This window comes from Staphylococcus saccharolyticus (genome assembly GCF_900458815.1).
Lineage (GTDB): Bacteria > Bacillota > Bacilli > Staphylococcales > Staphylococcaceae > Staphylococcus > Staphylococcus saccharolyticus.
In genome coordinates this window covers 323,649-350,023 of record NZ_UHDZ01000001.1, presented here as the reverse complement: position 1 = coordinate 350,023, position 26,375 = coordinate 323,649, and the positions used below count along the sequence as shown (strand labels likewise).

General features: G+C 33.3%; 13 protein-coding genes and 10 pseudogenes. 1 reads left to right on the top strand and 22 read right to left on the bottom strand.

Translation table 11 applies throughout. The features are described from left to right. The first annotated feature begins 152 nt into the window (after window positions 1–152). A complete protein-coding gene (cudC, locus tag DYE57_RS01500; RefSeq protein ID WP_165417835.1) occupies window positions 153–713 on the top strand; it encodes a choline uptake/conversion transcriptional regulator CudC in 561 nt (186 codons plus the stop codon). Between the two features lie 68 nt (window positions 714–781). Here cudC and DYE57_RS01495 read toward each other — a convergent pair whose 3' ends face one another. The 22 genes and pseudogenes from DYE57_RS01495 to DYE57_RS01385 form a co-directional block, all read right to left on the bottom strand. Continuing rightward, complete coding sequence (locus DYE57_RS01495; RefSeq protein ID WP_115312609.1) at window positions 782–2,404, bottom strand: BCCT family transporter; 1,623 nt, start codon at window positions 2,402–2,404, stop codon at window positions 782–784. 471 nt (window positions 2,405–2,875) lie between these two features. After that, complete coding sequence (locus tag DYE57_RS01490) at window positions 2,876–4,174, bottom strand: anaerobic C4-dicarboxylate transporter family protein (protein ID WP_115312608.1); 1,299 nt, start codon at window positions 4,172–4,174, stop codon at window positions 2,876–2,878. A gap of 351 nt (window positions 4,175–4,525) precedes the next feature. After that, complete coding sequence (nrdG, locus tag DYE57_RS01485; RefSeq protein ID WP_115312607.1) at window positions 4,526–5,059, bottom strand: anaerobic ribonucleoside-triphosphate reductase activating protein; 534 nt, start codon at window positions 5,057–5,059, stop codon at window positions 4,526–4,528. Continuing rightward, window positions 5,056–6,906 (bottom strand): anaerobic ribonucleoside-triphosphate reductase, encoded by a 1,851-nt coding sequence (nrdD, locus tag DYE57_RS01480; RefSeq protein WP_115312606.1) that lies wholly within the window; start codon window positions 6,904–6,906, stop codon window positions 5,056–5,058. The genes nrdG and nrdD overlap by 4 nt, the downstream gene beginning before the upstream one ends. A 219-nt stretch (window positions 6,907–7,125) precedes the next feature. Beyond that, entirely contained in the window at window positions 7,126–7,431 is a 306-nt protein-coding gene (locus DYE57_RS01475) for a hypothetical protein (RefSeq protein ID WP_115312605.1), read from the bottom strand. A gap of 198 nt (window positions 7,432–7,629) precedes the next feature. After that, complete coding sequence (locus tag DYE57_RS01470) at window positions 7,630–8,385, bottom strand: CHAP domain-containing protein (protein ID WP_115312604.1); 756 nt, start codon at window positions 8,383–8,385, stop codon at window positions 7,630–7,632. A gap of 364 nt (window positions 8,386–8,749) precedes the next feature. Beyond that, a pseudogene (gene cysC, locus DYE57_RS01465) lies at window positions 8,750–9,349 on the bottom strand (adenylyl-sulfate kinase). Between the two features lie 15 nt (window positions 9,350–9,364). Beyond that, a pseudogene (gene sat / locus DYE57_RS01460) lies at window positions 9,365–10,524 on the bottom strand (sulfate adenylyltransferase). A 42-nt stretch (window positions 10,525–10,566) separates the two neighbouring features. Then, window positions 10,567–11,395 (bottom strand): annotated as a pseudogene (locus DYE57_RS01455) (sulfite exporter TauE/SafE family protein). 19 nt (window positions 11,396–11,414) lie between these two features. Next, window positions 11,415–12,026 (bottom strand): NAD(P)-binding protein, encoded by a 612-nt coding sequence (locus DYE57_RS01450; RefSeq protein ID WP_115312603.1) that lies wholly within the window; start codon window positions 12,024–12,026, stop codon window positions 11,415–11,417. Between the two features lie 92 nt (window positions 12,027–12,118). Further along, window positions 12,119–12,896, bottom strand: a pseudogene (cobA, locus tag DYE57_RS01445) (uroporphyrinogen-III C-methyltransferase). A gap of 20 nt (window positions 12,897–12,916) precedes the next feature. Further along, window positions 12,917–14,526: pseudogene (locus DYE57_RS01440) on the bottom strand (NADPH-dependent assimilatory sulfite reductase hemoprotein subunit). Between the two features lie 19 nt (window positions 14,527–14,545). Beyond that, window positions 14,546–16,405 carry an assimilatory sulfite reductase (NADPH) flavoprotein subunit gene (locus DYE57_RS01435; protein WP_115312602.1) on the bottom strand — a complete coding sequence of 620 codons (1,860 nt, stop codon included), beginning with the start codon at window positions 16,403–16,405 and terminating at the stop codon, window positions 14,546–14,548. A gap of 319 nt (window positions 16,406–16,724) precedes the next feature. After that, window positions 16,725–17,461 (bottom strand): annotated as a pseudogene (locus DYE57_RS01430) (phosphoadenylyl-sulfate reductase). A gap of 187 nt (window positions 17,462–17,648) precedes the next feature. Then, complete coding sequence (locus DYE57_RS01425; RefSeq protein WP_115314107.1) at window positions 17,649–18,122, bottom strand: glutathione peroxidase; 474 nt, start codon at window positions 18,120–18,122, stop codon at window positions 17,649–17,651. An 18-nt stretch (window positions 18,123–18,140) separates the two neighbouring features. After that, window positions 18,141–19,478: pseudogene (locus tag DYE57_RS01420) on the bottom strand (dihydrolipoyl dehydrogenase family protein); the annotation flags it as partial. Between the two features lie 25 nt (window positions 19,479–19,503). Beyond that, on the bottom strand, window positions 19,504–19,929 hold the full coding sequence (locus DYE57_RS01415; protein ID WP_238394118.1) for a MarR family winged helix-turn-helix transcriptional regulator: 426 nt from the start codon (window positions 19,927–19,929) through the stop codon (window positions 19,504–19,506). Window positions 19,930–20,076: 147 nt separating this feature from the next. Continuing rightward, window positions 20,077–20,849: pseudogene (locus tag DYE57_RS01410) on the bottom strand (zinc-ribbon domain-containing protein). A gap of 5 nt (window positions 20,850–20,854) precedes the next feature. Further along, a pseudogene (locus DYE57_RS01400) lies at window positions 20,855–22,156 on the bottom strand (PrsW family glutamic-type intramembrane protease). 176 nt (window positions 22,157–22,332) lie between these two features. Next, window positions 22,333–23,442 carry a 5,10-methylene-tetrahydrofolate dehydrogenase gene (locus DYE57_RS01395; protein WP_115312598.1) on the bottom strand — a complete coding sequence of 370 codons (1,110 nt, stop codon included), beginning with the start codon at window positions 23,440–23,442 and terminating at the stop codon, window positions 22,333–22,335. Further along, window positions 23,442–24,622: pseudogene (locus DYE57_RS01390) on the bottom strand (5,10-methylene-tetrahydrofolate dehydrogenase). The gene DYE57_RS01395 and the pseudogene DYE57_RS01390 overlap by 1 nt, the downstream one beginning before the upstream one ends. Before the next feature lie 135 nt (window positions 24,623–24,757). Further along, entirely contained in the window at window positions 24,758–26,350 is a 1,593-nt protein-coding gene (locus DYE57_RS01385; protein WP_115312597.1) for a solute:sodium symporter family transporter, read from the bottom strand. Window positions 26,351–26,375: the final 25 nt, after the last annotated feature.

Genomic DNA, 26,375 nt, shown 5'->3' with positions numbered 1-26,375 from the left:
TATCAAACATCTTTATTTTAATTTTTAAAATTAGAACATTAATTTTCTTTTTTTCATAAAAGGTCTTATAATGATTGGCGTATGTATTTTTCTGAGACATTTGATTTGTCAAAGAACCGATAAAAAGAAATTATAGAATTGGAGGTGCAGTGATGACACGTAATAAAAACGACACGCACCAAATCGAAGAAGCTAAAGATTTAGTGATTAATTCAATTGGTGAAACTATGGATTTATACGGTATTAATCGCAGCGTAGGAAATTTGTATGGCATAATGGTGTTCGAAGGTAGTATGACACTAGATGAAATGCGCCAACAGCTTCAAATGAGTAAACCAAGTATGAGTTCAGGTGTCAAAAAACTTCAAGAATATGATATCGTTAAGCAACAATTTACACGCGGCAGTCGTAAACAACATTTTATTGCTGAAAAAAACTTCTTTACGTTTTTCCGTAACTTCTTCACGCGCAAATGGGAACGTGAAATTGATACGAATATGGAAGCAATAAAAGATGCTGAAAAGATTATCCAACCATTCCTCGATAAAGATCATTTAGACAATGAAACAAAAGAGCAAGCGTTAAATGTTAAGTCTCAGCTAGAACATTCAAAAGTTTACTACGAATGGCTTGCACAACTTAGCGATGCTTTAGAATCTGGTGAAATATTTGATTATTTCCCTATCCCTGAACAAAACAATAACAATAACTAAAGATATGAAAAAAGCCAAGAGATGCAACGTATTTTACCTTATATTCTCTTGGCTTTTCATTTTAAAGACTATAAATTATCATCTTCAGGTTCTTCTTTAACCTGCACTATTCTCAAGGAACGTCTCTCTACTTCTTTTAATTTATCCGCACGTTTTTGCAGTTTAATTCTATCTCGTCCAAGAATGATTAAGAACGATATCATCATTAATGTAAAAATGATAATTAAAGGTACACTAGCTAACAGAGATGCTGTTTTCAATACCTCTAATGCTCTTTCTCCTCCTACTAGCATAAGAGAAAATGGCAATAAACATAATGCAAATGCCCAAAATAAGCGATTAGCTCTTAAAGGTTCACCAATTACTTTTTTCTGTGAAGCAGCTGCTAAAATATATGAACCAGAATCAAATGTTGTTGCTAGGAATAAAAATGCTGAAATTAAGAATAAAATAATTGTAATCGTTGGGAATGGTAACTGATGCATCACTTCTATAATTGTTGCCTCGGTACCATGACTATTTAAGTAATTAACAACGTTAAACTGTCCTGTAATTTGTAAGTAAACGGCATAGTTACCAAAAATTCCGAAGAACAATACACATCCTAGCGTACCATAGCAAATTGTACCTAAAACAACCTCTTTAAGTGTACGACCTTTTGAAATACGAGCAATAAATAATCCTATAAATGGTGCATAGACTAACCACCATGACCAATAGAAGATAGTCCAGTCTTGAGGGAAGTTAGTTTCTTTACGTCCGTGAATGCCTCCAAAAGGTTCCATCCATGTCGCCATATGGAAGAAATCTCTTAACATGTTACCGAATGCAGTCACTGTTGTTTCCATAATAAACACAGTAGGTCCAACAATAAATACAAACGCTAATAATAAGAATGATAACCACACGTTAACGTCACTTAATTTTTGGATACCTTTTTTCAAACCAGTGTAAGAACTGATTGCAAAAATAACTGTTATTGTTAATAAAATGATTGAACGTAAAACCATGTTAGAGCCGTCTAAACCAGTTAATTTTTCGATACCTGCTGAAATCATTGGTACACCTAATGCAAGTGACGTTGCTGCACCACCTAATAATCCAAAGATAAATAAGATATCGACAATTTTACCTAATAACTTATCTGTTTGTCCCTTTAAGATTGGACGACAAGCTTGACTAATTTTATAAATCGGCTTCTTCTTAACAAAGACTAAGTAACCAATTGGTAATGCTGGAAGTACATATATTGCCCAGGCAATTGGTCCCCAATGGAACATCCCATATTGGGTCGCGTATTGAAGTGCTTCATCAGACATTGCCTTCGCTCCATTAGGAGGTACTTGATAATAGAATGCCCATTCAATCACACCCCAATATAAAATATCTGAACCGATACCAGCACAAAATAACATAGCTGCCCATGTAAAATTATTAAACTCAGGTTTGTCACTCGCTCTTCCTAAAGTGACATTCCCATACTTACCAAATGCTATGTATAGTACGAAACAAAATATTGCTAGCCCCATAAATAAGTAAATCGAACCAATTGAATTAGTAATGGCACTATTAATATCAGTAATGATTGTTTCACTTGCTTTTGGAAAAACCATCATAGGTATAACGGCAAAAAGTAACACAATGACCACGCCTATGAAAGTCATCCAGTCCATAACTTTTTCCTTTTTCAAATGTGATCCCCCTAATATTATTTTTTATGAATCTTTTTGTTGTATTACGTTCAATTTTTATTGATTCACAAAAATGACAATAACGAACTTTTAATAATAATGCAAATTCCATACAAATATTTTAGAAGTCATAAGTGAATATTTATATAATTTAAGACAATTAGATATACATCTAAAATTGCCATGACAATAGTGTTAAATTAAAATTTAACAAAATGAACGAACTTTACATTGAATTGCGATTGGATTTTTATACATAAATATAGAATATTTATGTATTTCCAAAAAGTTATATAATACCCTCTTTAGATTTCAACATTGCTGTAAGCTTAAGACACTCATTTTTAAAATTGAAATATCAAATTCATTTTAAAAAACCACCTGTTTTTGGTTGCAAGCCATAACTTTAAAAGTAAAGTTGACAACTGCAATACCAAACACATGGTGATTTTAATTAAATTTATAAATATGCTAGTAACCTAGAATGGTTTTAATAATAAATCCAGTAATAACTGACACTGTTATTACAAAGAAACCAGGAATAATAAAGCTTGTCGGTCTAGTGCGTCCTGTTTCGTCTAATTCTACTGCAAATAATAAGGTAGGTTGAGCGGGTATGACAAAATTCACATTCAAAGTCTGTACCATCGCTACAAAATAAATAGGCAGAATACCAATACTCATAACGATAGGAACCATAATTGAGGCAGTGGCAGTTTGTGAAATAACAATCATCGCTACAACAGAAACTAATATAATGACTAACCACGGAACTTCACTTACAATATGGCCAATATCGGTTTTTAATATTTTTAGATTATGTGGCGCATTAAAAATTGTCGCACCTAACCAACCTGGACCAAGAACTGCGAATAAAGCCCCCATTGCTGATTGCGTAATATTGGATGATAAAATATCCGATGTATTAATTTTGATTAATAATAGATTAACCGCAGCACTTAAATACATAAAGAATTGTACAATTTCTGTCATCTCAACTTTAACAACCTTGCTCCCAACATTAAATTGAGGCATTAGGTTTGGAAAAATTCCAAAAGTTAAAATACCTAATACACATAAGATAAATGCCATTACGCCCAGTTTGACTTTCGTAGAAAATTCATTTTCAATTTCTACTTCTGGCATCTGGACTAATCGCTCAGATTCATCGTATACCTTCTCTTTCCGTCCAACAAATGTACAAAAAACGCTAAGCATGACCATGCTAATCAATGCAGTTGGCAACACAATACTTAAATATTTGCCCATTGAAATCTCATAACCGGCTAGTACTGAAATAATGTAAGCTGTAGCTGAAGCAGCGGGACTACATAATAAAGCTAAATTAGCTGTTAACACTGATGCTGTTAATGCACGTTTAGGTTGAATACGGGCTTTTTGCGCAGTTTTAGCAATAATAGGTTCCAATGACAACGCAATATTAGCTGTACCGATTCCAAAAACAAATAAAAACACAATCATTGGTGCAATAAATATAATCGATTTTGGAAAACGTTCAATCACACGAGATGCGATATAAACTAAATAATCGATACCACCAGTGGCTTGTAAAGTACCACCTGCAATGCCGATGGATAGGATGATTAATACTGCCGTAACAGGGGCTGAACCTGGAGGTAATTGGAAAACAAATATCATAATAAGCTGAGCTACGATGGCGAAAATCCCACATCCAAGTGCTCCAGCTGTTCTTAGTCCTAATAATATCGTTAGAATCATAATGATGATTTCTATGATAAACAATAACATGAAAGGATCTCCTTACTTTTACCAATCAATTTTTTACCATTATCACTTAAAGATGTAAAAAGTATATATATACGTGGAATATTATTTATTATACTTTTTACAATGTTTAACTATTGTCACTTTTCAGTCTTCAAATTGATACATTTCATTCATAATTTTTAAAAAAGTAGTGAGGCTTTAAATTCGCTACTTGGAGATTTATTTAATTTCTAAAAGTAACGATTCATCTACGCTTAATATATCATAATGATTGCTATCTTTTTTAACCCCATACAGTATAGCGAAAAAACTGCTCACAAGGTGATTAACCTTGTCGACAGTTAAAAATGCAACATCTATTCTTATTTATTCTCAGGATACATATTCGATAAGATGATTTTGTTGTAAAGAGTCCCTTACATTAATCACTCGTTGGTTAAGTGATCCTTTATATGGAAGGTTAGGACGATATAAATGATGTATAAACATGCCGTCTACTAACACATCAGTTAGATTTAATAATTCCTTACGTTCATCGGTTTGATTTTTTAAATATTCATATAAAAATCCTGTCCATATCCAAAGCGTCTTACTATGTCCAAAACGCTGTCTAAACGTATGCGCTAATTTAAGAGTAATGGTTAAATTACAAAATGGTTCTCCGCCTAAAATACTTAAACCAGCGATATATGAAGGTGCACAATTACCTAAGATTTCTTTAATCATTTCCTCTTGAAACGACGCTCCATATTTAAAGTTTTGTGCTTTGACGTTATAACATTTTTCACACTGAAAAGGACAGCCTGAAACATACACGCTACATCGTACCCCTTCGCCATCAACAAAACTTTGACTTTCAATTTTAGCGATATGGTTTTGCCCCTTCTTAATTTCTAAAATACTCATGAACGAGGTTCCTTCATATGTTTTACTCTGGCACAAATTTCTTTTTGACGACCTTCTATTACAGGTCTTTGAACTGGATTGCCTAGATAGCCACACGTACGTTTAACGACATCAACTGTTTTAGGATCTGCATTGCCACAATGTGGACATCTATATCCATTAGCAGTTGTTTCAAAGTCACCATCGTAATCACAACGATAACAATGGTCAATAGGAATATTTGTACCTAGATAGCCAACCTTATCGTAAGAATAATCCCAAACCGCTTCTAAGGCTTTTAAATTGTGATTTAACTTTGGATATTCACAATAATGTATGAATCCGCCACTTGCATAATATGGATAATCCTTTTCAAAGTCTAATTTCTCGAATGGCGTTACATCCTTGCGTACATCATAGTGGAATGAACTTTGGTAGTAGCCTTTATCTGTAATATCTGGGATAGCACCAAAACGTTCTTTATCCAAACGACAAAATCTATCCGTCAATGATTCACTCGGAGTACTGTATATACTAAACCAAATATCATATTGTTTGGTCCATGCGACTTGATACTGTTTCATTTCTCTTAAAATATCTAATGTGAATGTTTTAGCTTCTGGATTTTGTTCCCAATCTGGACCATAAAACATTGTTGCTGCTTCATACAATCCTATATACCCCATTGAAATCGTAGCACGTTGATTTGTAAATAAAGATTCCACCTTATCTTCTGAATCAAGTTTATTTTTAAATGCCCCACTTTTATAAAGAATTGGCGCATTATCTGGAATAGCATCACAAAGTCTTTCTATACGATAAACTAAAGCGTCGTGCATTAATTCCATTCGTTGTTCAAAAATATTCCAGAATTGTTCCATGTCTCCATTTGATTCAATAGCAATTCTCGGTACATTCAAAGTTACAACGCCAAGATTACAACGACCATTATTTTCAAATTCTCCATCATTATTCATCCAACTAGGTAAAAACGAACGACAACCCATCGGCGCTTTAAAATCACCTAAAAGTTCAACAAGCTTATTATAATTTAAAATATCTGGATACATACGTTTAGTTGAACATTCTAATGCAAGTTGCTTAATATCATAATTAGGATCTTCCGGACTAAAGTTAACCCCTTTTTTTATTGAAAAAACAAGTTTAGGGAAAATCGCAGTCATACGTTCTTTACCTAGACCTTTAATTCTTGTATGTAAAATAGCTTGTTGGATTTTACGACTCAATTTATCTGTACCAAGCCCTAATCCTAATGTAACGAATGGTGTCTGCCCATTTGATGTATAAAGTGTATTAATTTCGTACTCTAAACTCTCAATGGCATCACCAATATCTTTTGTCACTTGTGTATCAACGTATTCTTCAAGTTTGTCAGTTTGAACGAATGCTTTGGCCATTTCTCTATGATGTTGTTCGTTAATTTTTGCATATGTACTAAGCAATTCATCTACGCGGTCTACAGTACATCCACCGTACTGGCTACTAGAAACATTAGCAATAATTTGTACAAGTTGAGCTGACGCTGTTTGAATTGATTTTGGAGTTGTTACATGAGCATTTCCAATTTCAAATCCTTGTTCTAACATATCTTTAGCATCTATTAAACAACAATTCGTCAATGGCTGAAATGGATGATAATCTAAATCATGAAAATGAATATCTCCAGATTGATGTGCTTGCGCAACATTCTTAGGAAGTAAATGTTCAAGTGCATATGATCTAGATACCGTACCTGCAGTTAAATCTCTCATTGTTGAAAATGTATTACTATCTTTATTTGCGTTTTCGTTTAATATCGTTGGATCTTTCGTTATTAATCGTGTTATCGATGTTTCTAAAGTAGTCATTTCATCACCCTTCGCTATATATAGTATCTAATTTTAAAATAAAACACTATATATAGTATTACAATGAATAAGCATGTCGTTAACTAAAATGTCATAAAGATTTTTAACGTTTAGTGAACTCTATGTATTTTATGCATATTGTTGTAAACAATATAAAAACCCTTAACTGTCTTTTCAAACATTAAGGGTTAAAGGTTGTCTATTATTAATTTAAATATGTTACTTAGAATCATCATGAGTGACATGATAATCATGGCTATGAGCATCTTGTAAGTTCTTTTTCTTAATATGGGACTTCATTTCTTTAGGTTGATTATTAACGATAGAATCAACTTCATCATCTTCATCTGTGTGATCGTTTGCCATTTCAAGATTTTTTTCTGTATTTTGCCGTTTTTCAGTTTCAGAACGATGATCGTAAGACCGCTCTTCTAAAACAGATCCTACGGTTAATATGAGTATAACTGCAATGGTTACGATGATAATTAATGCGAGCAAAATCCACATCCAAATATTAAATGCCATTATTTGTCACCATCCTTTAAGTCACTCTGTTAAGAGTTCATTAATACTTTTCTCTCTTAGTATGTATGTTCCCTTTTCTATAGCATTTCAATCACAGTATAGCTAATAACTATCTTATTTTATGTAGTTAGCAAGTCTATAAAAAGATAAAAAAAGTCACGAACATATACCGATTCGTGACATAACATACTCATCTAATTATGAGATATAGTTATATGATTTAGCTTGGCTTGCTGAAATTGTACGTGTTGATACAACACCAGGACCACCATTATAGTTCATTTCAGATACTTTAACTGAACCATTGCTACTAACACTTTCAACGTAAGCAACGTGTCCAAATGCACCTTGTGAAGTTTGCATCACTGCACCTTTTTTAGGTGTATTATTTACAGTGTAGCCATCTTTTGTAGCTGCGTTAGCCCAGTTATTTGCATTACCCCAAGTTGAACCAATTTTACCGCCAACTTTGTCATATACATAATATGTACATTGACCTGAAGTATATAGGTTTGAACCTGAAGACGCTTGACCTGAGAATGCTACTGAAGATTGACTTTTAGCTTTTGTAGATGGTGCAGATTGCGTAGTAACCTTAACATTTCTGTCTGAAGTTGAGTAACTTGCACTTAAGCCACCGCGGTTGTTGTTTGATGTATATAATTGATTTTGATAATTATTGTTTGTGTTGTAATTGTGATATGAACGATAGTTTTGAGTCCCTTGGTTACCATATGAATAATTATATCCTTGTTGAGCTTGGTCTGGACTCCAGTTACCTTGCCATTGGTAATGATAATTACCTTGTTGATCGATTGTATAAGTGTAGCTATAAGAATATGGATCGTTAGGGTTATATCCATTATTATTTTCTGCTGCATCTGCATCATGTTGCATAAATCCTAAAGTTGCGATACCTGCTGTAGCGATTGTAGCTGTAGCGATCTTTTTCATAATTAATATCCTCCTAATAGTGAATAAAACTTTTAACTATCTCGTGGCTACCTTCAATTGAATCTTAAACTTACTTTAGTTTTTTCTCGTTAATTAACGACAAGACTCACTCTAACAGATACACAACCTTTTTTGGGGAATGTTAATACTTTGTAAATGAATCATAATAATGTGACGTAGCTTGTAAAAAACAACTGAATTTATGACATTAACTAAAATACTGTGATGATAATTTTTAAAGTGTGATATTCAATATAGCTATTTCATAGATTGTAATTTATCTGACAATTTATAAGAAAAAAATAAATGTATAACGCAAAAAAAGTGTGCAACTTCAAAAGCTACACACGTTCTACATTAAATACTAGAGATATTGATGACTTTTAAGATATTGAATAATTTGTTCAACTGACTGATCAATGGTCTGATTTTCAGTACCTATAACAATTTCAGGATGTTCAGGCGCTTCATATGGTGCACTAATACCTGTAAATTCAGGTATCTCTCCTGCTCTTGCCTTTTTATATAAACCTTTAGGGTCTCTTTTCTCACATTCTTCAACACTACACTTCGTGTAGACTTCTATAAATTCATCTTCTTTAAAAAGTACTCTAACATTATCACGATCTTCTTTATAGGGAGAAATGAAAGCAGTAATAGTCAACGCGCCTGCATCGACCATCAGTTTAGCTACTTCTCCAATACGTCGAATATTTTCCGAACGATCTTCAGGACTAAAACCAAGATTCTTATTTAACTCGTGACGTATATTGTCGCCATCTAAACGGTATGTTTACTTACCTAGATTAAATAGTACTTTCTCTAACGCAACGGAAACCGTCGATTTACCGGAAACCGATAATCCTGTAAACCAAATCACTGCACTCTTATGACCGTTTTGTTGTTGTCGTTCTTCCTTTGTTATTTCAGAGTCATGCCAAGTAATATTATTAGATTTACTCATATTTACACTCCTCTCTTATTTACCTCGTAATCCTTTGATAAGAACTTCAGCAACTTCTAGTCTAGAAAATTTCGTTGGTAATGAATTCACAATTACGCAACTTTTCTCTCACTTTTGTACCACTTAAATGTAAGTGTTGAGACGCATCATGCGGACATGTTTTAGCTGTTGCCATATTACCACATGCCTCACAATAAAATTTGAATTTCTAATTCATCTTCAAATTGAGATATCAATTCTTGAGTTTCATATGTGCCATAGTAATCGCCTACACCAACGTGATCACGTCAAACTATAAAGTGTGTACAACCATAATTTTTACAAACTGTTGCATGTAAAATGGCTTCACGTGGTCCAGCATAGCGCATAGCTGCCGGATAAATAACTAATCGTGCTCGCTCTTTTGGATAATAATGTTTAAGTATTACTTCATAACTTTTCATACGAACATCAGCAGGTATATCATCTGATTTAGTCTCACCTACAAGAGGATTTAACAATAAACCGTCTACGATTTCTAGTGCTGATTTTTGAATGTATGCATGTGCACGATGAACAGGATTTCGAGTTTGGAATCCTACGACTGTCTTCCATCCTAAATCATGGAATAACTGTCTTGTCTCTAAAGGATTTAAATGATATTCCGAGAATTCATCATGTGTCGACGGTTTAGTAATTGGATAGGTCCAGCTAAATAAATATTCCCTTTTTCATAAACTTTCTTGACACCTGGGTGCTCATCTTCAGTTATTCCATAGACTAATCTTGCTTCTTTTTCTTTATCATAGGTATATTTTTCTTCTAATTTAAGCGTTCCGTACAACTTACCATCTTCACCATATAAAGCAACGTTATCACCAATGTTAAGTTGATCTGCCTCATCTTCAGTTACAGGTAAAGTGATTGGAATACTCCATACTAATCCGTTTTCTAAATGGGCTTCTTCGACCACTTTAGTGTAATATGCTTCACTCAAAAATCCAGTTAAAGGACTGAATCCACCAATACCGATAAAGTTCTAAATCAAAAATCTCCCACGGATTTAAAGTAATTGATTTGTACGCAGCCGCCTCTTCAATCAATCGTTCTCTTTGTTCGCCATCAATAACGCGATTAATTAGTTCGCCTCCATGTGGTTGAATTGTATAGTTGATTACTTCTTCATTATTAGACATTATCTCAAAAGCTCCTTTATCCAATTAATTATATTTGTTTACTCAGTTTTTCTTGTAAGAAAAAGACAATTTCTTGTTTCGAATCATCTGAACAACGAGTAAAACAGTAATTGCTACCAATATAATGCTTCTTATTGTATTTGAAATGGTTGCATCATGAACAAAATAACTCAGTAACGCATTACTATTTGTAAAAATAATTAAACCACCTACACAAATAGCCAAAATATTAATTGGTAAAATCTTAACTAAATAAGCGGATATAGGCGCAGCAACCATGCCACATAAACTTAACGCTATGACAGCAAACCAATTGATTTGAGTTAACCCTAAAAAGATAATAAAACTAATTGCTGCCGAAGATGTTACAAAAAATTCACTTGCTGATACTATACCAATAGCATAGCGAGGTTGAATCTTTTTACTTGAAAGTAAAAGTGGTGTATTTACAGGTCCCCAACCACCACCTTCGATTGCATCTAAAATCCTGCAATTGCTCCTTGAGGAATCACTTTGAAACTATTTAAATCACCTACATGTGTATGATGCTCATGTGCACGTTTGAATAAAAATTGATATAATCACCATGAATAAAAGTTAAAACACCCGCTCCTATAAAAGCACTAATTGAACCTAGTATAGCAAGCTTTAACATGGTAGATTTATGTACATTTTCAAATTTCCAATGCGACGTACCTGAAGCAGCTGTAATCGCAATTTCTGAAAAGTGAAACGTAGCAGATACAATTGCTGGTGCTATACCATAAGTTAATAAAATAGATGATGATGAAGCGCCAGATCCCATTCCTAGAGATCCATCTACAAGTTGAGCTAAGAATCCTGCGATTGCAAAAATTAACACTTTGCGCATATATTAAATGCCCCGTTCTTCATTTGACTTGTGATTTAAGCCATCGGATGAATACATGTTGCTTCTTCTCATCTAAATATGTGTCTGATAAAATGTCTTCAAGTAACGCTTGTTTATCAGATGGCCCTATTTTGAGTGCTTTAATGTACTTTCTACTTTCATATAAAAACTGAACATAGTCTGCATAATCTTCTGTATAAGTATCTTCTAAACTTTTAATAATACGCTGCCCTAATTTAGGACTTACCCCTCCAGTAGAAACACTGATTGTTAATCTATCTCTTTTAAAAACATTTGGAAAAGTGATATTTCCCAACTCAGCACGTCCGGCATGATTAAATAATGCATGGCTTGGCACTGATAATCTAACTTGATTATTAACCATTTCAAGATTTGTAGCTGCAATCACTAAATCTGCTTTTTCAATATCTTTAGACTCAAAACATTTTTCCGAGTAAGAAATACGTCCAGTCTTTACTAACTTTTCTATTGTTTCTGTAATAGTTGGACTAATCACGTGAATATTATTCGTATAATCTAACAATGTTTGAACACGGCGAGTTGCAATTTTTCCTCCCCCGACGATGATTATCTTTTTTTTAGTTAAATCAACCATTAATGGTATATTCACGATGATCTCCTCCTATATTTGTTACTTTATCTATTATTTCATAATCCTTCACATAAATAACTCAATACATGGTAACTCTTAATTCTAGTCAACTAGGTAGATGTTATCTGAGTTAACGTCACTTCAGATTCTATCGTTTGCTCTGTAAACCAGTTTATGTTTTCTCTCATTTTTACAACTTCCCCTATAACAATCATAGCCGGATTTTTAATATGATGCGTTTTATCTAAGATTGAATTCAGTGTGCCAACTACAGTAATCTGTTGTTGAGATGTTCCCATGTGTACAAGTGCTACTGGTTCACTTCTGAACGTCCATGGTGCATCAATAATTCACAAATTTCAGGAAGACGTTTCACTCCCATATAAACACATAATGTTTCAGGACCATTTGCCAGATGTTCCCAATATCTATCTTTGTCCATTCCTAGTTTATTGACTGCAGTCACAAAGGCAACTGATGAACTATAATCTCGGTGAGTCACTGGAATACCAGCATAAGCCGGTGCTGCTATCCCCGACGTAATGCCAGGTACAATTTCAAAAGGAATCTTATTACTTGCTAATACTTCCGCTTCTTCTCCCCCACGACCAAAGACGAATGGATCCCCACCTTTAAGACGCGTCACCGTATGTCCTTTTCTTGCTAATGTAACCATCATTTTATTTGTGGCTTCTTGTGGTAAAGAATGACTATTGGGATCTTTACCACAATAGAAGAATTTTGTAGAAGTAGATGCATAGCTTAAGATATCTTTGTTTACTAATCTGTCATACAGTATCACATCGGCCTCTTTAATTGCCTTCAAACCTTTAATTGTTAAAATTCTGGATCACCGGGTCCAGCTCCCACTAAAAATATCTTACCCATATGAACCATTCCCCCTTTATTTAGCTATGGAAGTCTCGACCATCGTGTACTTTGCCTACAACTCCAGTGCGAATAACAAAATCGCCAAAGTGTTCACCTTTAAAGCTGCCACCTAAATACATATTATACTTACCTGGAGCTTTACCAATAAATGCGATTTCAGCTAACACTGGTCTTGCACACCCATTTGGACAACCAGTCATGCGAATGGTTATGTCCTCATCTTGTATTCCAGCTTGATCTAATAAATATTCAATTTTAGAGATTAAAGATGGCAAATATCTTTCTGATTCTGCCATGGCTAAACCACAAGTTGGAAAGACTACACATGCCATTGAATTTCTACGTAAACCTGGATAATTTTTATCATCAGTTAACTTGTATTTATCAATAATTGCTTGAATATCATCTTTTTTATCAGGTTTTACATTAGCAATCACTAAGTTTTGATTCGGTGATAATCTAAAATCACCTGTATGAATTTCAGCAATTTCTCTCAACGCCGTTTTCAATTTATAATCTACGGTATCTTTAACGCGACCATTTTGAATAAATAGAGTAAAGTTCCAATTCCCTTCGCCTTCAATCCACCCTAAATCGGTCACCATTATGTTTAAATTCAAAGTCACGTGCATTTTCAATCTCCCATCCTAAACGACGATTCAATTCTTCAGTCACCCATTCTTCTCCAAGTCGGTCTACTGTATATTTAAAACGTGCATTTTTGCGATTTTCACGATTAACATAATCACGTGTTGAATGGTGAGCAGCTTTTCGCACACTTCTATGACTTTCTCTTTAGGTATAAATCCAATTAAGCGACCTAATTGAGGGTAAGTATCTGTGTTTCCATGTGTCATTCCCATACTGCCCCCTATTATGATGTTAAATCCAACTAACTTATCCTTATCAACAATTGCAATTAAACCTATATCTTGCAGGTAGACGTCGATATCATTAGAAGGTGGTACTGCTATGCCGATTTTAAATTTGCGTGGTAAATACATCTTACCATAAATAGGCTCTTTTTCTTCACTAGAATCCAAAACTTTTTTACCATCTAACCAAATTTCATGATATGCTCCTGTTCTTAGAAGTAAATGGTTACTAATAGTCGTCGCATAATCATTAACTTCTTTATGAACGCGAGACTGATATGGATTTAGATTACACATTGTATTACGGTTAACGTCACCACATGCTGCAATAGAATCTAGGACCGAACCATTAATTTTTTTCATTGATTTCTTTAAGTCATGTTTGAGAATTCCATGAAATTGAAAAGCTTGGCGTGTAGTTAGTTTACTTGTATGATTGGCATGTTGATTTGAAATATCATCCATTGTGCCGGTGTCGCTTTACCCACCGGTACGCGAACACGAATCATAAATTTATAAGCTGGTTCAAGCTTTTGTTTACGACGTTCATCTCTTAAATCTCTATCATCTTGCATGTAACTTCCGTGGAACTTTAATAGTTTAGCATCATCTTGCGTAATTGAGCCCGTAATTGGATCAGCAAGTCCTTGTTCAATCGTTCCGCGTAGAAAGTTACTATCGGCTTTTAAGAATTCCATTTCATCAAAATTTTTATCAAGTTCTTCTGAAATATACTTATATGAATTAGCCATGTATCCCCCATCCTTTCTATTAATACACGTCTCGTTGATATCTTTTATCTCGTTTTAACTGTTTTAGATATACTTCTGCATCCTCATCAGATAAATTTTGTTCTTTCTTTAGTACACTTTTAATCGCTTCATGAACATCCTTAGCCATTTTACTTTCATCGCCACAAATATATATCACTGCACCGTTTTCAAGCCATTGATTAAATTGCTCACTATTTTCGGTAATTCTATGTTGAACATATACCTTTTGATCAGTGTCTCTAGAAAATGCAACATCTAACTTTGATAAAGTACCGTCTTTAAGCCACTCTTGCCATTCAGTTTGATAAAGAAAATCAGTTGTAAAATGTTGTTCACCGAAAAATAGCCATGTATTGCCCTCAAAACCTAATTCTTCACATTCTTGCATATACGATCTAAAAGGTGCAACACCAGTACCTGGACCTATCATAATCACAGGTGTCGAATCATCTTTAGGAAATTTAAAATTAGGATTTCTTTTTAAATATATTGGAACGGTATCTCCTTCTTGGATTCTCTCTGCAAATTGAACTGAACACACGCCCGCACGATTGCGACTGTGTGTATTGTATCTTACAGTACCCACAGTGATATGCACTTCATCTGGTGTAGCTTTGTAGCTACTAGAAATCGAATATTCTCTTGGTGGTAGCTTTCTTAATAATTGATGTAGATTTTCTGGTTGCAATTCAGTCGTCGCAAAGTCATTTAATAAATCGATAAAGTCACGACCTTCTATATAACTCTGAATCCATGCTTTATCTTGAATTTTTTCAGTTAATTCATCATTATCAAAGAACATAGCAGCATTTTCTAAAAGTGGTTTAGTTAGCTTCGTAATTTCAAAATGAGAGGTTAAAGCCTCTTCAAGATTTAAAGTATCTCCATATTCATTAATCAACACTTGTGTATCTGGGCTCCAACCTAGCGTACTTACTAATAAATCTACCAAAGCTGGGTCATTTTGAGGTAATACAACAAGACAATCTCCAGGCTCATATTCTTCGCCAAAATTATCAAGAAGAAGCTCAATATGTCTCGTTTCTTTATTAGAACCTCTACCATTTAAATTAATATTTGTCAGTACTTCCGCTTCATAAGGATTAGACTTAGAATACTTCTTTTCTTTATCTGATTTAATAGATTCACTTACAATTTGTTCGCTTTCTGTACCTGCTGGCGTAGAATCTATAGCGCTGATAACATTAGCCATCCATTTTTCAGCAGCTTCTTCATAATCAACGTCACAATCAACACGATTATAAATTCTTTCTGCTCCTAATTCGGCTAAACGATTATCAAAGTCTTTGCCAGTCTGACAAAAGAATTCGTAGGTTTGATCCCCTAACGCAAGAACTGAGAATCTTACGCCATTTAATTTAGGTGCTTTTCTTCCATGAATGTATTCATGCAATTCCACAGCATTATCTGGTGGATCTCCTTCACCATGCGTTGCAGTAACAATAAATAAATCCTCTACTTTCTTTAAATCTTTGGGTTTAAATGCATCCATAGATTTCAATGTTACATTGTTACCAATATCAGATAGTCTTTGCTCAAATATTTCTGCTAAACCTTGAGCATTTCCTGTTTCCGAGCCATATAAAACCGCTATCGAACGTTTTTCAGGTGTGACTGAAGGCCCATTTTGTTGCAACATAGCTTCAGTATTATTATTTAAAGTTTGTGGAGATGTTTCATTCTTCGCTACACTGTCTGATGTTGTAATTGTTTGTTGGTTTGCCATTAGATAGCCACTTAACCATGCTTTTTGATTAGGCGTTAAGGTTTGAAGTAATTCATTAATTTGTGATGCTTGTCCTTCAGTAAAAGGACTATTTGTGACACTTAAGTTCAATCATATCCACCTCTTAACTTTGTTATCCTGACATTAACATTTAGTAAATAATATTTTAAAAAACCATTTTTAATATCTTCATTTCTAGTATGTACCAAATACTCTTAACAGTAAATTAAATATACTGGACATTGTATTAGTGTTATCACATAAGCAATAACTTGCTATTTCAACTTATAAAGTAAGTATCGTTGTTAAGAAAATTTATTAAAGTGAAAGTCAAACGTATTTAAAGTCTATTGAAAAAAATAATACGTCTAAATGATTTAATAACTTATAGGATTACCATGTTTTAATCTTAAAAATTTTTGTCAATCTTCTATGATTTGTCTGCAACATGCAGACCACACTCAGTTTTGTTAAAATTAGACCAACGTCCTGCACGCGAATCATTAGAATCAAACACTGGTGACGTACAAGTAATACAACCAATACTTGGATAGTATTGATCGTGAAGTTCATTATAAGGTAAATTATAAGATTTAATATAATTCCATACTTCATCCTCAGTCCAATAAATTAATGGACACACATTAATTGAATTAAAACGTTCATCTTTATTTATAAAATTAGTATGTGCACATGTAGGAGACTGATCTCTTCTTAACCCTGAAATCCAAGCTATTGCTCCAGACAACACTTCTTCTAATGGCTTAATCTTGCGTATGTAACAACATTGGTGTTAGGATTATTCTTCCTTAAAGCTGGATTATATTTCTCCGCTTGTTTGTCTAATGTAAGTTCTGCCTTTTTCATTTTATTAATACGTAATTGTGGATACTTTTCTTTCACTCTATCAATCAAATCATACGTCTCTTGAAAATGTAAGTCTGTATCTAAAAAGACAATTTGTGCATCTGGTTTAATTTGATAAATTAAATCAATTAACACCATACTTTCTGCTCCAAGGCTACATGAGTAAACAATGGTGTCACCATAAGTTTGGTAAGCCCACTTTATGATGTGATACGTACCTTTTGTTTCATTATCAGTATTAACCTCATTAATAAATGGATCACCAACGAAATTGTCATAAGTGATTGTATCTACTGACATTAATCTATGGTCCCCCTTCAATACATAAATTAATCCAATACAACAAAACATATATTAATTGTCAGAATAATTATGTTTTATACTTTAACTATTTTCATATTGAAAGTCAAGACGAGGTTGTAAAGTTCTACCGTTAATTTTTACATAAAAATAGGATTAGATGCATGCGTCTAATCCTAACTATGGCTCATAATAATTGTCGAATATATATTTCAATTTGTTCAAGCTTGTCAAAAGGTAAATACCTTTTGACAACATTCCCCTCTCGATCTATCACAAATTTAGTGAAGTTCCACTTGATTTGTGAACCAAATAATCCCGGTTGCTTAAATTTTAATAAAGTATATAAAAGATGCTCATTGTCTCCATTTACACTAATTTTATAATGAATGGGAAAAGTTATACCAAAATCATGACGATATTTTCGATAAATATTTTTCATTAATCCCGGTTCTTGATTGTCAAAATCATTATATGGAAAACATAAAATTTCTAAACCATCTTTATTATACTTTCTATAAATCGTTTCTAATTTTTTTAATTGATCATTCAATGCGCAATTAGTTGCAGTATTTACGATAATAAGAACCTTTCCTTTATATTTTTCTAAAAAATAAGTAGAACCATTATAATTTTCAACCTCTATATCATAAACACTCATATTCATTGGGACATCCCCCTACATCATTGCAATTTTTAACAAATCAATAACGCCACTAGAAGCTCCAAGGAATGCAAAGATATTTTGACTTAGTTCTTGAACAGTCATTTTATTATTAATAATAAATACTAATAAATTCACTAAATCATTTGCTTCATTACCATAAATTTCGGCACCAACTAAACGTTTATTACTATCTAGTACGATAGACATTTCCGCTTCAGTTTCATTTTGATATTCAAATACCATTTGTTGATCGAATGGTATATCTTTTACTGTATAATCATCGTTGTTTTGAGCTTCACTTACTGTCACACCTATTTGAGATAATCTTGGTAGTGAATATAATACTGAAGGAATTGCAGGATATTGTATTGGTTGTTGATTCAATCCAAGAATATAAGCAGCGATATAATTAAATTCAAATGTTGCAGTTGGTGTTAATTTAGGAATACTTTTATCAAGTACATCACCGCTTGCAAAAATGTTTTTCACATTTGTTCTTAAGTGTTCATCAACTACAATACCTCTACCACTAAATTTAATACCTACTTTTTCTAGACCTATATCTTGAACATTAGGTTTTCTACCTGTTGCATCTAGTACATAATCCGTTTCAAGTGATAATCCAGATTCAGTAGTTACTACAAAACGTTCACCTGATGGTTGAACTGATTGAGTATTTTCATTGAAATAGAAATTGACACCTTCTGATTTTAATTTTTCTATTAATTTATCGATATGTGCTTCATTAAAGCCTTTTAAAGGTTCATTATTATTATGAACCACATTGACTTCAACACCTAATTTAATCATGATAGAAGCAAATTCTATACTTATGATACCTGCTCCAATGAAAGTAATACTATTAGGAAGAGACTCCATTGATAAGAAATCTCTACTATCATTCGTATATTCTTTACCTTCAATACCTAATTTATTACTATGTTGTCCTGTTGCCACAACAATGTATTCTGCACCAACTGTTTCTCCCTCTACATCAATACTGTGTTCATCTAAAATAGTACCTTTACCCATAATGACATCAATACCTTGATTTTCAAACAATGATGTAAGAGAACCAGACATTGGATTAATAAATTCTTTTTTATAGTCCATTAAACTTTGCCAATTCACTTCAAGATTTTGTGTATTGATAATATTTGGATATTGAGCTGCTTCTTCTAATACCTCATAGGGGCCTTCAAGTAAAATTTTAGCGTTACAACCAAAGTTCGTACATGTTCCTGCGATTGTATCTTTTTCTACGATTGCTACAGATTTACCAAATTGTTTTAAAGTAAGTGCTGCATGCCATGCTGCGTGTCCACTTCCTAGAAATACTGCATCATATTTGTTTCATATTCCCTGATCCTTTTTATTATTTTTGTATGAGTGCTTTCAGCGTTGATTCTAGTTCGTCGAATACTTCTTTCGTTTTAAAATATTCTGTTGAGTTAAATTCGTGTGGTATACAGCTAGAAATAGCTTTAAATACTGCGTCTTGTTGCCGATACGCTTTATGTGTAAGAGTAACAATAAGTTGTCTTTTATCTTCTCTCGATCGTCCTCTTTTAACCCATCCTGCTTGTTCGAGCCTTTTTAATAATGGGGTTAGCGTGTTACTAGATAACTCTAATTGCTTACCAATGGCATTTAGAGTTTGATTGTCATTTTCCCACAATGCTAATAACACGAGATACTGTGAATAGGTTAAACCAAACCGTTTAAGTTCTTTTTCATAGAATTTCGCAAACAAACGACTTACATTATATGCTGAAAAACATAACTGGTTTGCAAGTACCATATCTTTTTTATTCACACATTCACCTCTTTTCAATCGTGCGCGATTGATTGTAGTATATTGTATGAATGATTATATTTCAAAAATAATGCTTAAAAAACCATTCAATGTTAGATACTTAAGCATTGAATGGCTAATTTCTTAATCTGTTTAGATTTGATTTACATTTTCGATAACTGTAAAGTTACCGTTTTTCACATTTACTAGAACAGAAAAGCCGTTATCTTTATTATTGTCATAAATAAGTTGATCTGAATTTTTATTATCTGGCTCATGATATGTGCTTATGAATTTGTCTTCAGTCAAATTCTTTGGCGCAACACCAACTTGTATAACTTCATTATCTTCGTAAGCTACCGCTAAATCACCATATTTTTCATACTTCCATTTTAAACTTTCAACTTTACCGTCAGACTTTCCATATTTATCTTCAACTTCTTGACGAGTCATCCCTTTATAGACACCATGATAGCCATTCGTAGAAGCAGACTTCATATAGCCTATATCGAAATCACTACTAAAAATATTAATTTTAGGACTATTTGAGTTTTTACTCACATCACTACTATCTTTCTCATGCGTTTGGTTAAATTGAGTCGTTTGATGTTGATTATCATCTCTTTTAATATAATGGTCGTAGCATAATAAGCTCCGTATAAAAGTGTAGCTATCAACAATATAAAAATAATTGATAACATAATAAGCCAACCTGTATGTTTCTTTTCTCTATAAGATTCAGTATACATGTTATTTCTTTGCTGTTGGTCCTTATATGGACACTGTTGACGATTGGGTTGATGACCTTATGTCGTGAGGCATTTGTCAATGCTTTTACCTTGAGCTTTCTGTAGCTTTGAACCACACTTGTTACAAAATGATTGACCTTCCTTTAATGGGTTTCCACAATTGGGACAAAATTTCATAAAAATCAACCTTCTTCCATGCTATTGTATTCCTTGCGCAGTTTATTTACCTGTGTCAAATCTGATTTCATTAGTATAAAAATAAATATCCTAGCAATCACAATTAGCAAGATATATTTCAAATTCAAGCTACCCAAAATAGTGATATCTGTATCCCATATTCCGTGAAGCACAGCGGCTACAAAAAAGAAAAATAAGAAACGTTTATCTATAATATTTGTCCACTCAAAGTTTCATGTTTCTTTAACTATCACTGCTGCAGCACCAACAATAGCGGCCCATACTAAATGACCACCTAAAGAAGTCCAACCTCTTGCCACAATTAATTCCGTCATAGCACTGAGCTCATCATAAGATGATAAACTATACTCCAAAATGTAGCCTGCTATCTCAAACACAGCAAATCCAGCGCCAACTGACGCACCTATAAGTAAACCATTAAGAATTTTATTTGTTTTTAAATAGTTTACAAATAAAATGACAATCACTGCTTTGCCCATTTCTTCTACTAATCCAACTAAGAAAGCATCTCTAATTGTCATCACTCCATAATACTGTGACTCTTCGCTAAATGTCACAAAGTTATAAAGTATCATTGTACTAAGAAGTGAAAAAACACCTCCGATAAAGAACATTTCCATGACATTAAAGATACTAATATTTTTAAAAGCATTTGATTCAAAGAAGAAGATTAATCCAGATATAGGAATTGTTAATGCACCAATAAAAATCATCCCAGGTACTGCCTTTTCATTAACAAAAACATTTGTTAAAAGCCATAACGCTAAAAATGTAATTCCTAATGCTAGAAATACGCGAGAAAATACCTATGGTCTTCCCCATTCTTCAGAAACTTCATTAATATGCGGCGTTGTACTTTCAGTTCCCGCAATAAATACTGCATCAGACTCATCTTTTGTATGAGATTTAAAAACTTCTGAAAACATATCTCGTAGATTCAGTTTTAAACTCTCCTCATTACCTGCGAGTTTGCCAATAGACTTAGTTGTGTTATTGAAAAGATTTTTAGCTTCTTCTGTAAGATTAATACTTTCTGCAACTTCCTTTTCAACCTTGGGTGCAGTATCAGAATATGTATGTGCCTCCACACTTTGATGAACTTGTGATGTGGTATCTTGAAGATGATAACCACAATTCATGCAGAACTTATCCTCGCTTTCAATCTGTTCATGACAGTTTGGACATTTTACTTCTTTCATCTTTGTCATACTCTCTGATGTCGTATTATGATGTCCAGACTGTTGCTTTTGACCACAGTTAACACAAAACTTATCATTTCCCTCTATTTTTTCCACAATTAGAACAATTCATTTCCATCCCTACTTTCAAGTTATCGCTATTAAAAGTTGCTATCAATATTTTAAAATACTTTTTATAAAAATTATATATCTTTAACATGGATAAACACTCTTTTTTTACATGGTTTTTAAATATAAAAAATCATCGGCAAAAGCATAAGCGCTTACCGACGATGTTTTTCATATCGAATACGTTGACGATAACCATACATACTTTCTTTAATTAATTCATCATTAAGTAATCCTGCACCAATAGCACCAGCCACTGTTGAAACTGAAGCTGCAAACCAAGGGATGCTTAAATATAAATCTGGACCAGCTGGACCATTTAGACTTACCTGCTGTCCAAGGAAATCAGCTGGTAAGAGTACTAATTCTGCAATTAAGAATAATAGATAAAGAATAATATAGTAGATAATAATAGCAATCACTAACGTCATTATAGTTGTTAGATTATACAACCATGTAATACGTTGATGATTACTATTTTTGACAGACTCCCATAAGTCGTGTGACATCATAATCCAAATCAGCATTCCTATTATTGCGATGACTGAAATTCCTAACAAACGCCACATCGAGAACTTAAGCGCCATTTGCCACATAGTTGTAAACACAAGTCCAAATACACTGGTTGTAAAGGCAATGGCTACAATGTTACTTAAACTTGCCATCATATTTAAAGAATTATTCGCAAACGTCATTCCACTGACAAGTCTGAACATACCTCTTGAACGTGAACTTGATAAATATCTTAGATGGTAGGAATTTATTTCTTTTAAGTATACTGTCGTTTTATCAATTTTAGAGAATGGAAACTGTTGTTTAACAGATTTTTCAATTCGATGATTATCATCATAGTCACGTTTAAGAAGCTCAGCTTCATTTAATTCTCGAATAATATTAAAGATTGCATGTTTAAATCTTTTTTTCACTGGACGCCAACCAAATGCTGGGTACGAAAAGATTGCTGCTCCATTGTCCATGTTAATATCTAAAGCCATGACCTGTTGATTCGCAAACATAGGTAAATCTGTAACTGAAATCACGTAATTCCACTGCCGATAATCATGATAATCGGCAATTTTTTTAAAAATCTCATTAACAGATTCTGCAAAACCAGTAAGCGGATCCGTGACTAAATCAAAGACCCATTCTTGTTGATTATCGTATTCCTGTGACAACATATCTGGTAATTCTTTAAGAAGATTTTCAGCTAAGCGTTCTGTTACTCCAAGAGCAACAACAAGTCCAATTGATTTTTGTAGCCCCATCAGTTATCCTCCTCTCTATGTTCTTGTTTCTGACCTTTATATTGTTCATTATCACTTTCATTACTTGACGTTTGTTGTTCAACTTGTTGCTGAGAGGCATCTTGAGAGGTTTCTTGCTCTTTTTGTTCTTGTTCTGCTTCTTTATAGCGATGGTATTGTCTATATGAATAGGTAATACGTCTTATTTTTTCTTCATTTTCAACTGTAGAACCCATAGCTCCTGCTAAAAGATCTAATGAAGCTACAAACCAAATTAAACGCGCATAATTTGTGAAAGTGAACTGTACTTTTGCACATGTCCAACTATTAAAAAGTTCTACAGGTACAAATAAAGTGATACTAATGATTAATAAGAGATATAAAATAACGTAATTGATTAAGGTAATCACACTTAATGTTACAAGCGTTGTTGAATTGTAAATGTAGCGATAAACACGTTGAGATTTAGCAGTTTTCTTTTCTATTAATTGATGAGCATAAAATAGCCATCCGGACATCCCCAATATGGAAACAATCATCAACAAAATTAGTCTAAACGGAGAATAAATCACACTTAATTCCCAAGGCATAGAGAAAATAGAAATATATGTGCCTGTAGCAAAGGCTACTGAAATAATCTTCTTAAAATTAAAGATGTTTTCCAAGGTTGATTCACACGTGTAAGTCCTCCTATTAATTGAAGCCAACTCATGATAAATAACACATTGATATAACGTTGCTTGGAAGTTGTATCCTCTTCAGGCTCAACTGATTTAACGCGCACTAGCGGATGAGGAGCATTCTTTTCTTTGGGCGTTTCGTAATAGAGTTGTTCTATGAGTGATGTCATTGTACTAATTAATTTACGCCTAAGATCAATAAACCCTAATGCAGGTAAAGAGAGCATAGCGACTTGTTTGTCGCTGTTAAAATCACTGACCACCACTTTGTTATCTGAAATACTGGGTAGATCAGTTAAACAAATCACATAATCACATTCATGTTGATCTTTAATTTGAGAAGCTTTATCAACATTCTCATGTACATCTTTAGCTGACCCTATCATTAAATCTACTTTAATTTCAAAATGCCACTGCCTATAATCAATACGTTCAGTAAGCAACTGTTTAATTTGAGGGACAATCTTTTTTACATGTCCATGCGCAACACCGGGTGAGGGTATGATACCAACTGTTTGCATCGTTTGTGTTACCTCCCTTCTTGTTTATTTACTTAAAAATAAATTTAATTATAGTTAAAGTACACGCCTACACGTACAAAACGTTTTTTAGCGTACACTTTTACTCATTCAACTATTAATTTCTAATTTTAACATTTATTTTGCGAGAACGAGTGGTGAAAAGATAATATAGCTAATAACTACTAAAATTAAAACAATAATACCTGATACATAGCGATATTTCCAAGGTGTCATATCGACTTTTGCTTGATGCGTTTTTAAATCAAATTCACTTGAAGGTTTGATTTTATTGAAAATAAGCACAATAAATAAATCGACAAAGAATAACATACTGAACGTATATAAATAATTAATTTGTGTGAATACAAGACTAATGATGGCGTACAAAATAATATGTGTAAAGAGTGCTACTTTAGCACCTAATTTAGATGTACGTTTTGAGAAGAACGCAACAAGAATCAGTGCTAATACTGGCATACTATATACACCGTTAAATTGTTGAACAACTGCGTATAGTCCACTTGGGAATAATGAAATTACTGGTGCAAGTGCAACAACTATCACACCGATAATAATAGTAGCGATATGACCGACACGTGCGATATGTTTATCTAATTTATTTTTACCGAAAATTGGTTTATAAAAATCTAAAGTTAATAATGTCGTCGTACTGTTGAGTGATCCGACAAAAGAACTTAATATAGCGCCAAAAATAACGGCACCAAACAGACCAAATGTCCATTCAGGTAATACTGAAGTAACAAGCGCTGGATAAGCATTATCTGAAGTTTTTATATTGCCATTGAAATAATTAAATGCAACTACGCCAGGTAATACTGTAAATAATGGACCAAAAACTTTAAAGAGACTCAAGTAAATAGCACCTTTTTGAGCTTCTTTTAAGTTTTTTGCAGCTAGCGCTTTTTGTACAATCATTTGATTAGCACACCAGAAGAATAAGTTATTAAAGAACATACCAAAGAATAGTGTGGGCCAAGGTACGATGTCAGAATCGATTTTACCGAAACCATTTAACTTCTCCGGTGTATCTTGAACCATTTTGTCGAAGCCATGCAAGAAATTACCGTCCCCTAGATGTCCTAATCCTAGAATGGTAATTGCAAGGCCTCCAATAATTAAAGTCATACCGTAAATAGAATCACTGAATGCACTTAAAGATAAACCACCTACAAATAAATAGATGATGCCTATAATACCAATAATTGAGGAAATAATAATGACAGCCGTAGAACTACTTACGCCTAAGTATTCATCCACTTTAAACATCTTATTAAAGACCAATGATCCTGAATAAAGTACAACTGGTAGGAATGACACTACATAAGTAAAGATAAATAGAATAGATACAAATAGTTTAGTAAATGTGTCATAACGTAATTCAAGAAACTCTGAAATAGTATTCACACCGTATTTAAGATACTTCGGTAGGAAGACCCATGCCAATAACACCACTGCAACTGCTGCTGTTACCTCCCAAGCCATGACTTCCATACCTTGTGAATAACTTTGTCCATTTTGACCAACGATTTGTTCAGTTGATAAGTTAGTCATTATAATCGTTGAAGCGACTGTAAATCCTGTAAGACTGTTACCTCCCATAAAGTAACCATCCGAACTATTAGTTTTAACCTTTCTAGATTGTATATATGCATATAATGAAATACCACATACAACTAATATAAAGAAAATGATCGATATCCAATTCATCCTTTAAGGCGCCTCCTTTTTTAAA

Bases quoted from the DNA above. Each gene is read 5' to 3' on its own strand.
- DYE57_RS01395 (WP_115312598.1), bottom strand. From the start codon at position 23,442: ATGGGGCTACAAAAATCAATTGGACTTGTTGTTGCTCTTGGAGTAACA.
- DYE57_RS01490 (WP_115312608.1), bottom strand. From the start codon at position 4,174: ATGTTATTGTTTATCATAGAAATCATCATTATGATTCTAACGATATTA.
- nrdG (WP_115312607.1), bottom strand. From the start codon at position 5,059: ATGAGTATTTTAGAAATTAAGAAGGGGCAAAACCATATCGCTAAAATT.
- nrdD (WP_115312606.1), bottom strand. From the start codon at position 6,906: ATGACTACTTTAGAAACATCGATAACACGATTAATAACGAAAGATCCA.
- DYE57_RS01475 (WP_115312605.1), bottom strand. From the start codon at position 7,431: ATGGCATTTAATATTTGGATGTGGATTTTGCTCGCATTAATTATCATC.
- DYE57_RS01425 (WP_115314107.1), bottom strand. From the start codon at position 18,122: ATGAGTGTTTATGATATAGAGGTTGAAAATTATAATGGTTCTACTTAT.
- cudC (WP_165417835.1), top strand. From the start codon at position 153: ATGACACGTAATAAAAACGACACGCACCAAATCGAAGAAGCTAAAGAT.
- DYE57_RS01415 (WP_238394118.1), bottom strand. From the start codon at position 19,929: ATGGTACTTGCAAACCAGTTATGTTTTTCAGCATATAATGTAAGTCGT.
- DYE57_RS01385 (WP_115312597.1), bottom strand. From the start codon at position 26,350: ATGAATTGGATATCGATCATTTTCTTTATATTAGTTGTATGTGGTATT.
- DYE57_RS01470 (WP_115312604.1), bottom strand. From the start codon at position 8,385: ATGAAAAAGATCGCTACAGCTACAATCGCTACAGCAGGTATCGCAACT.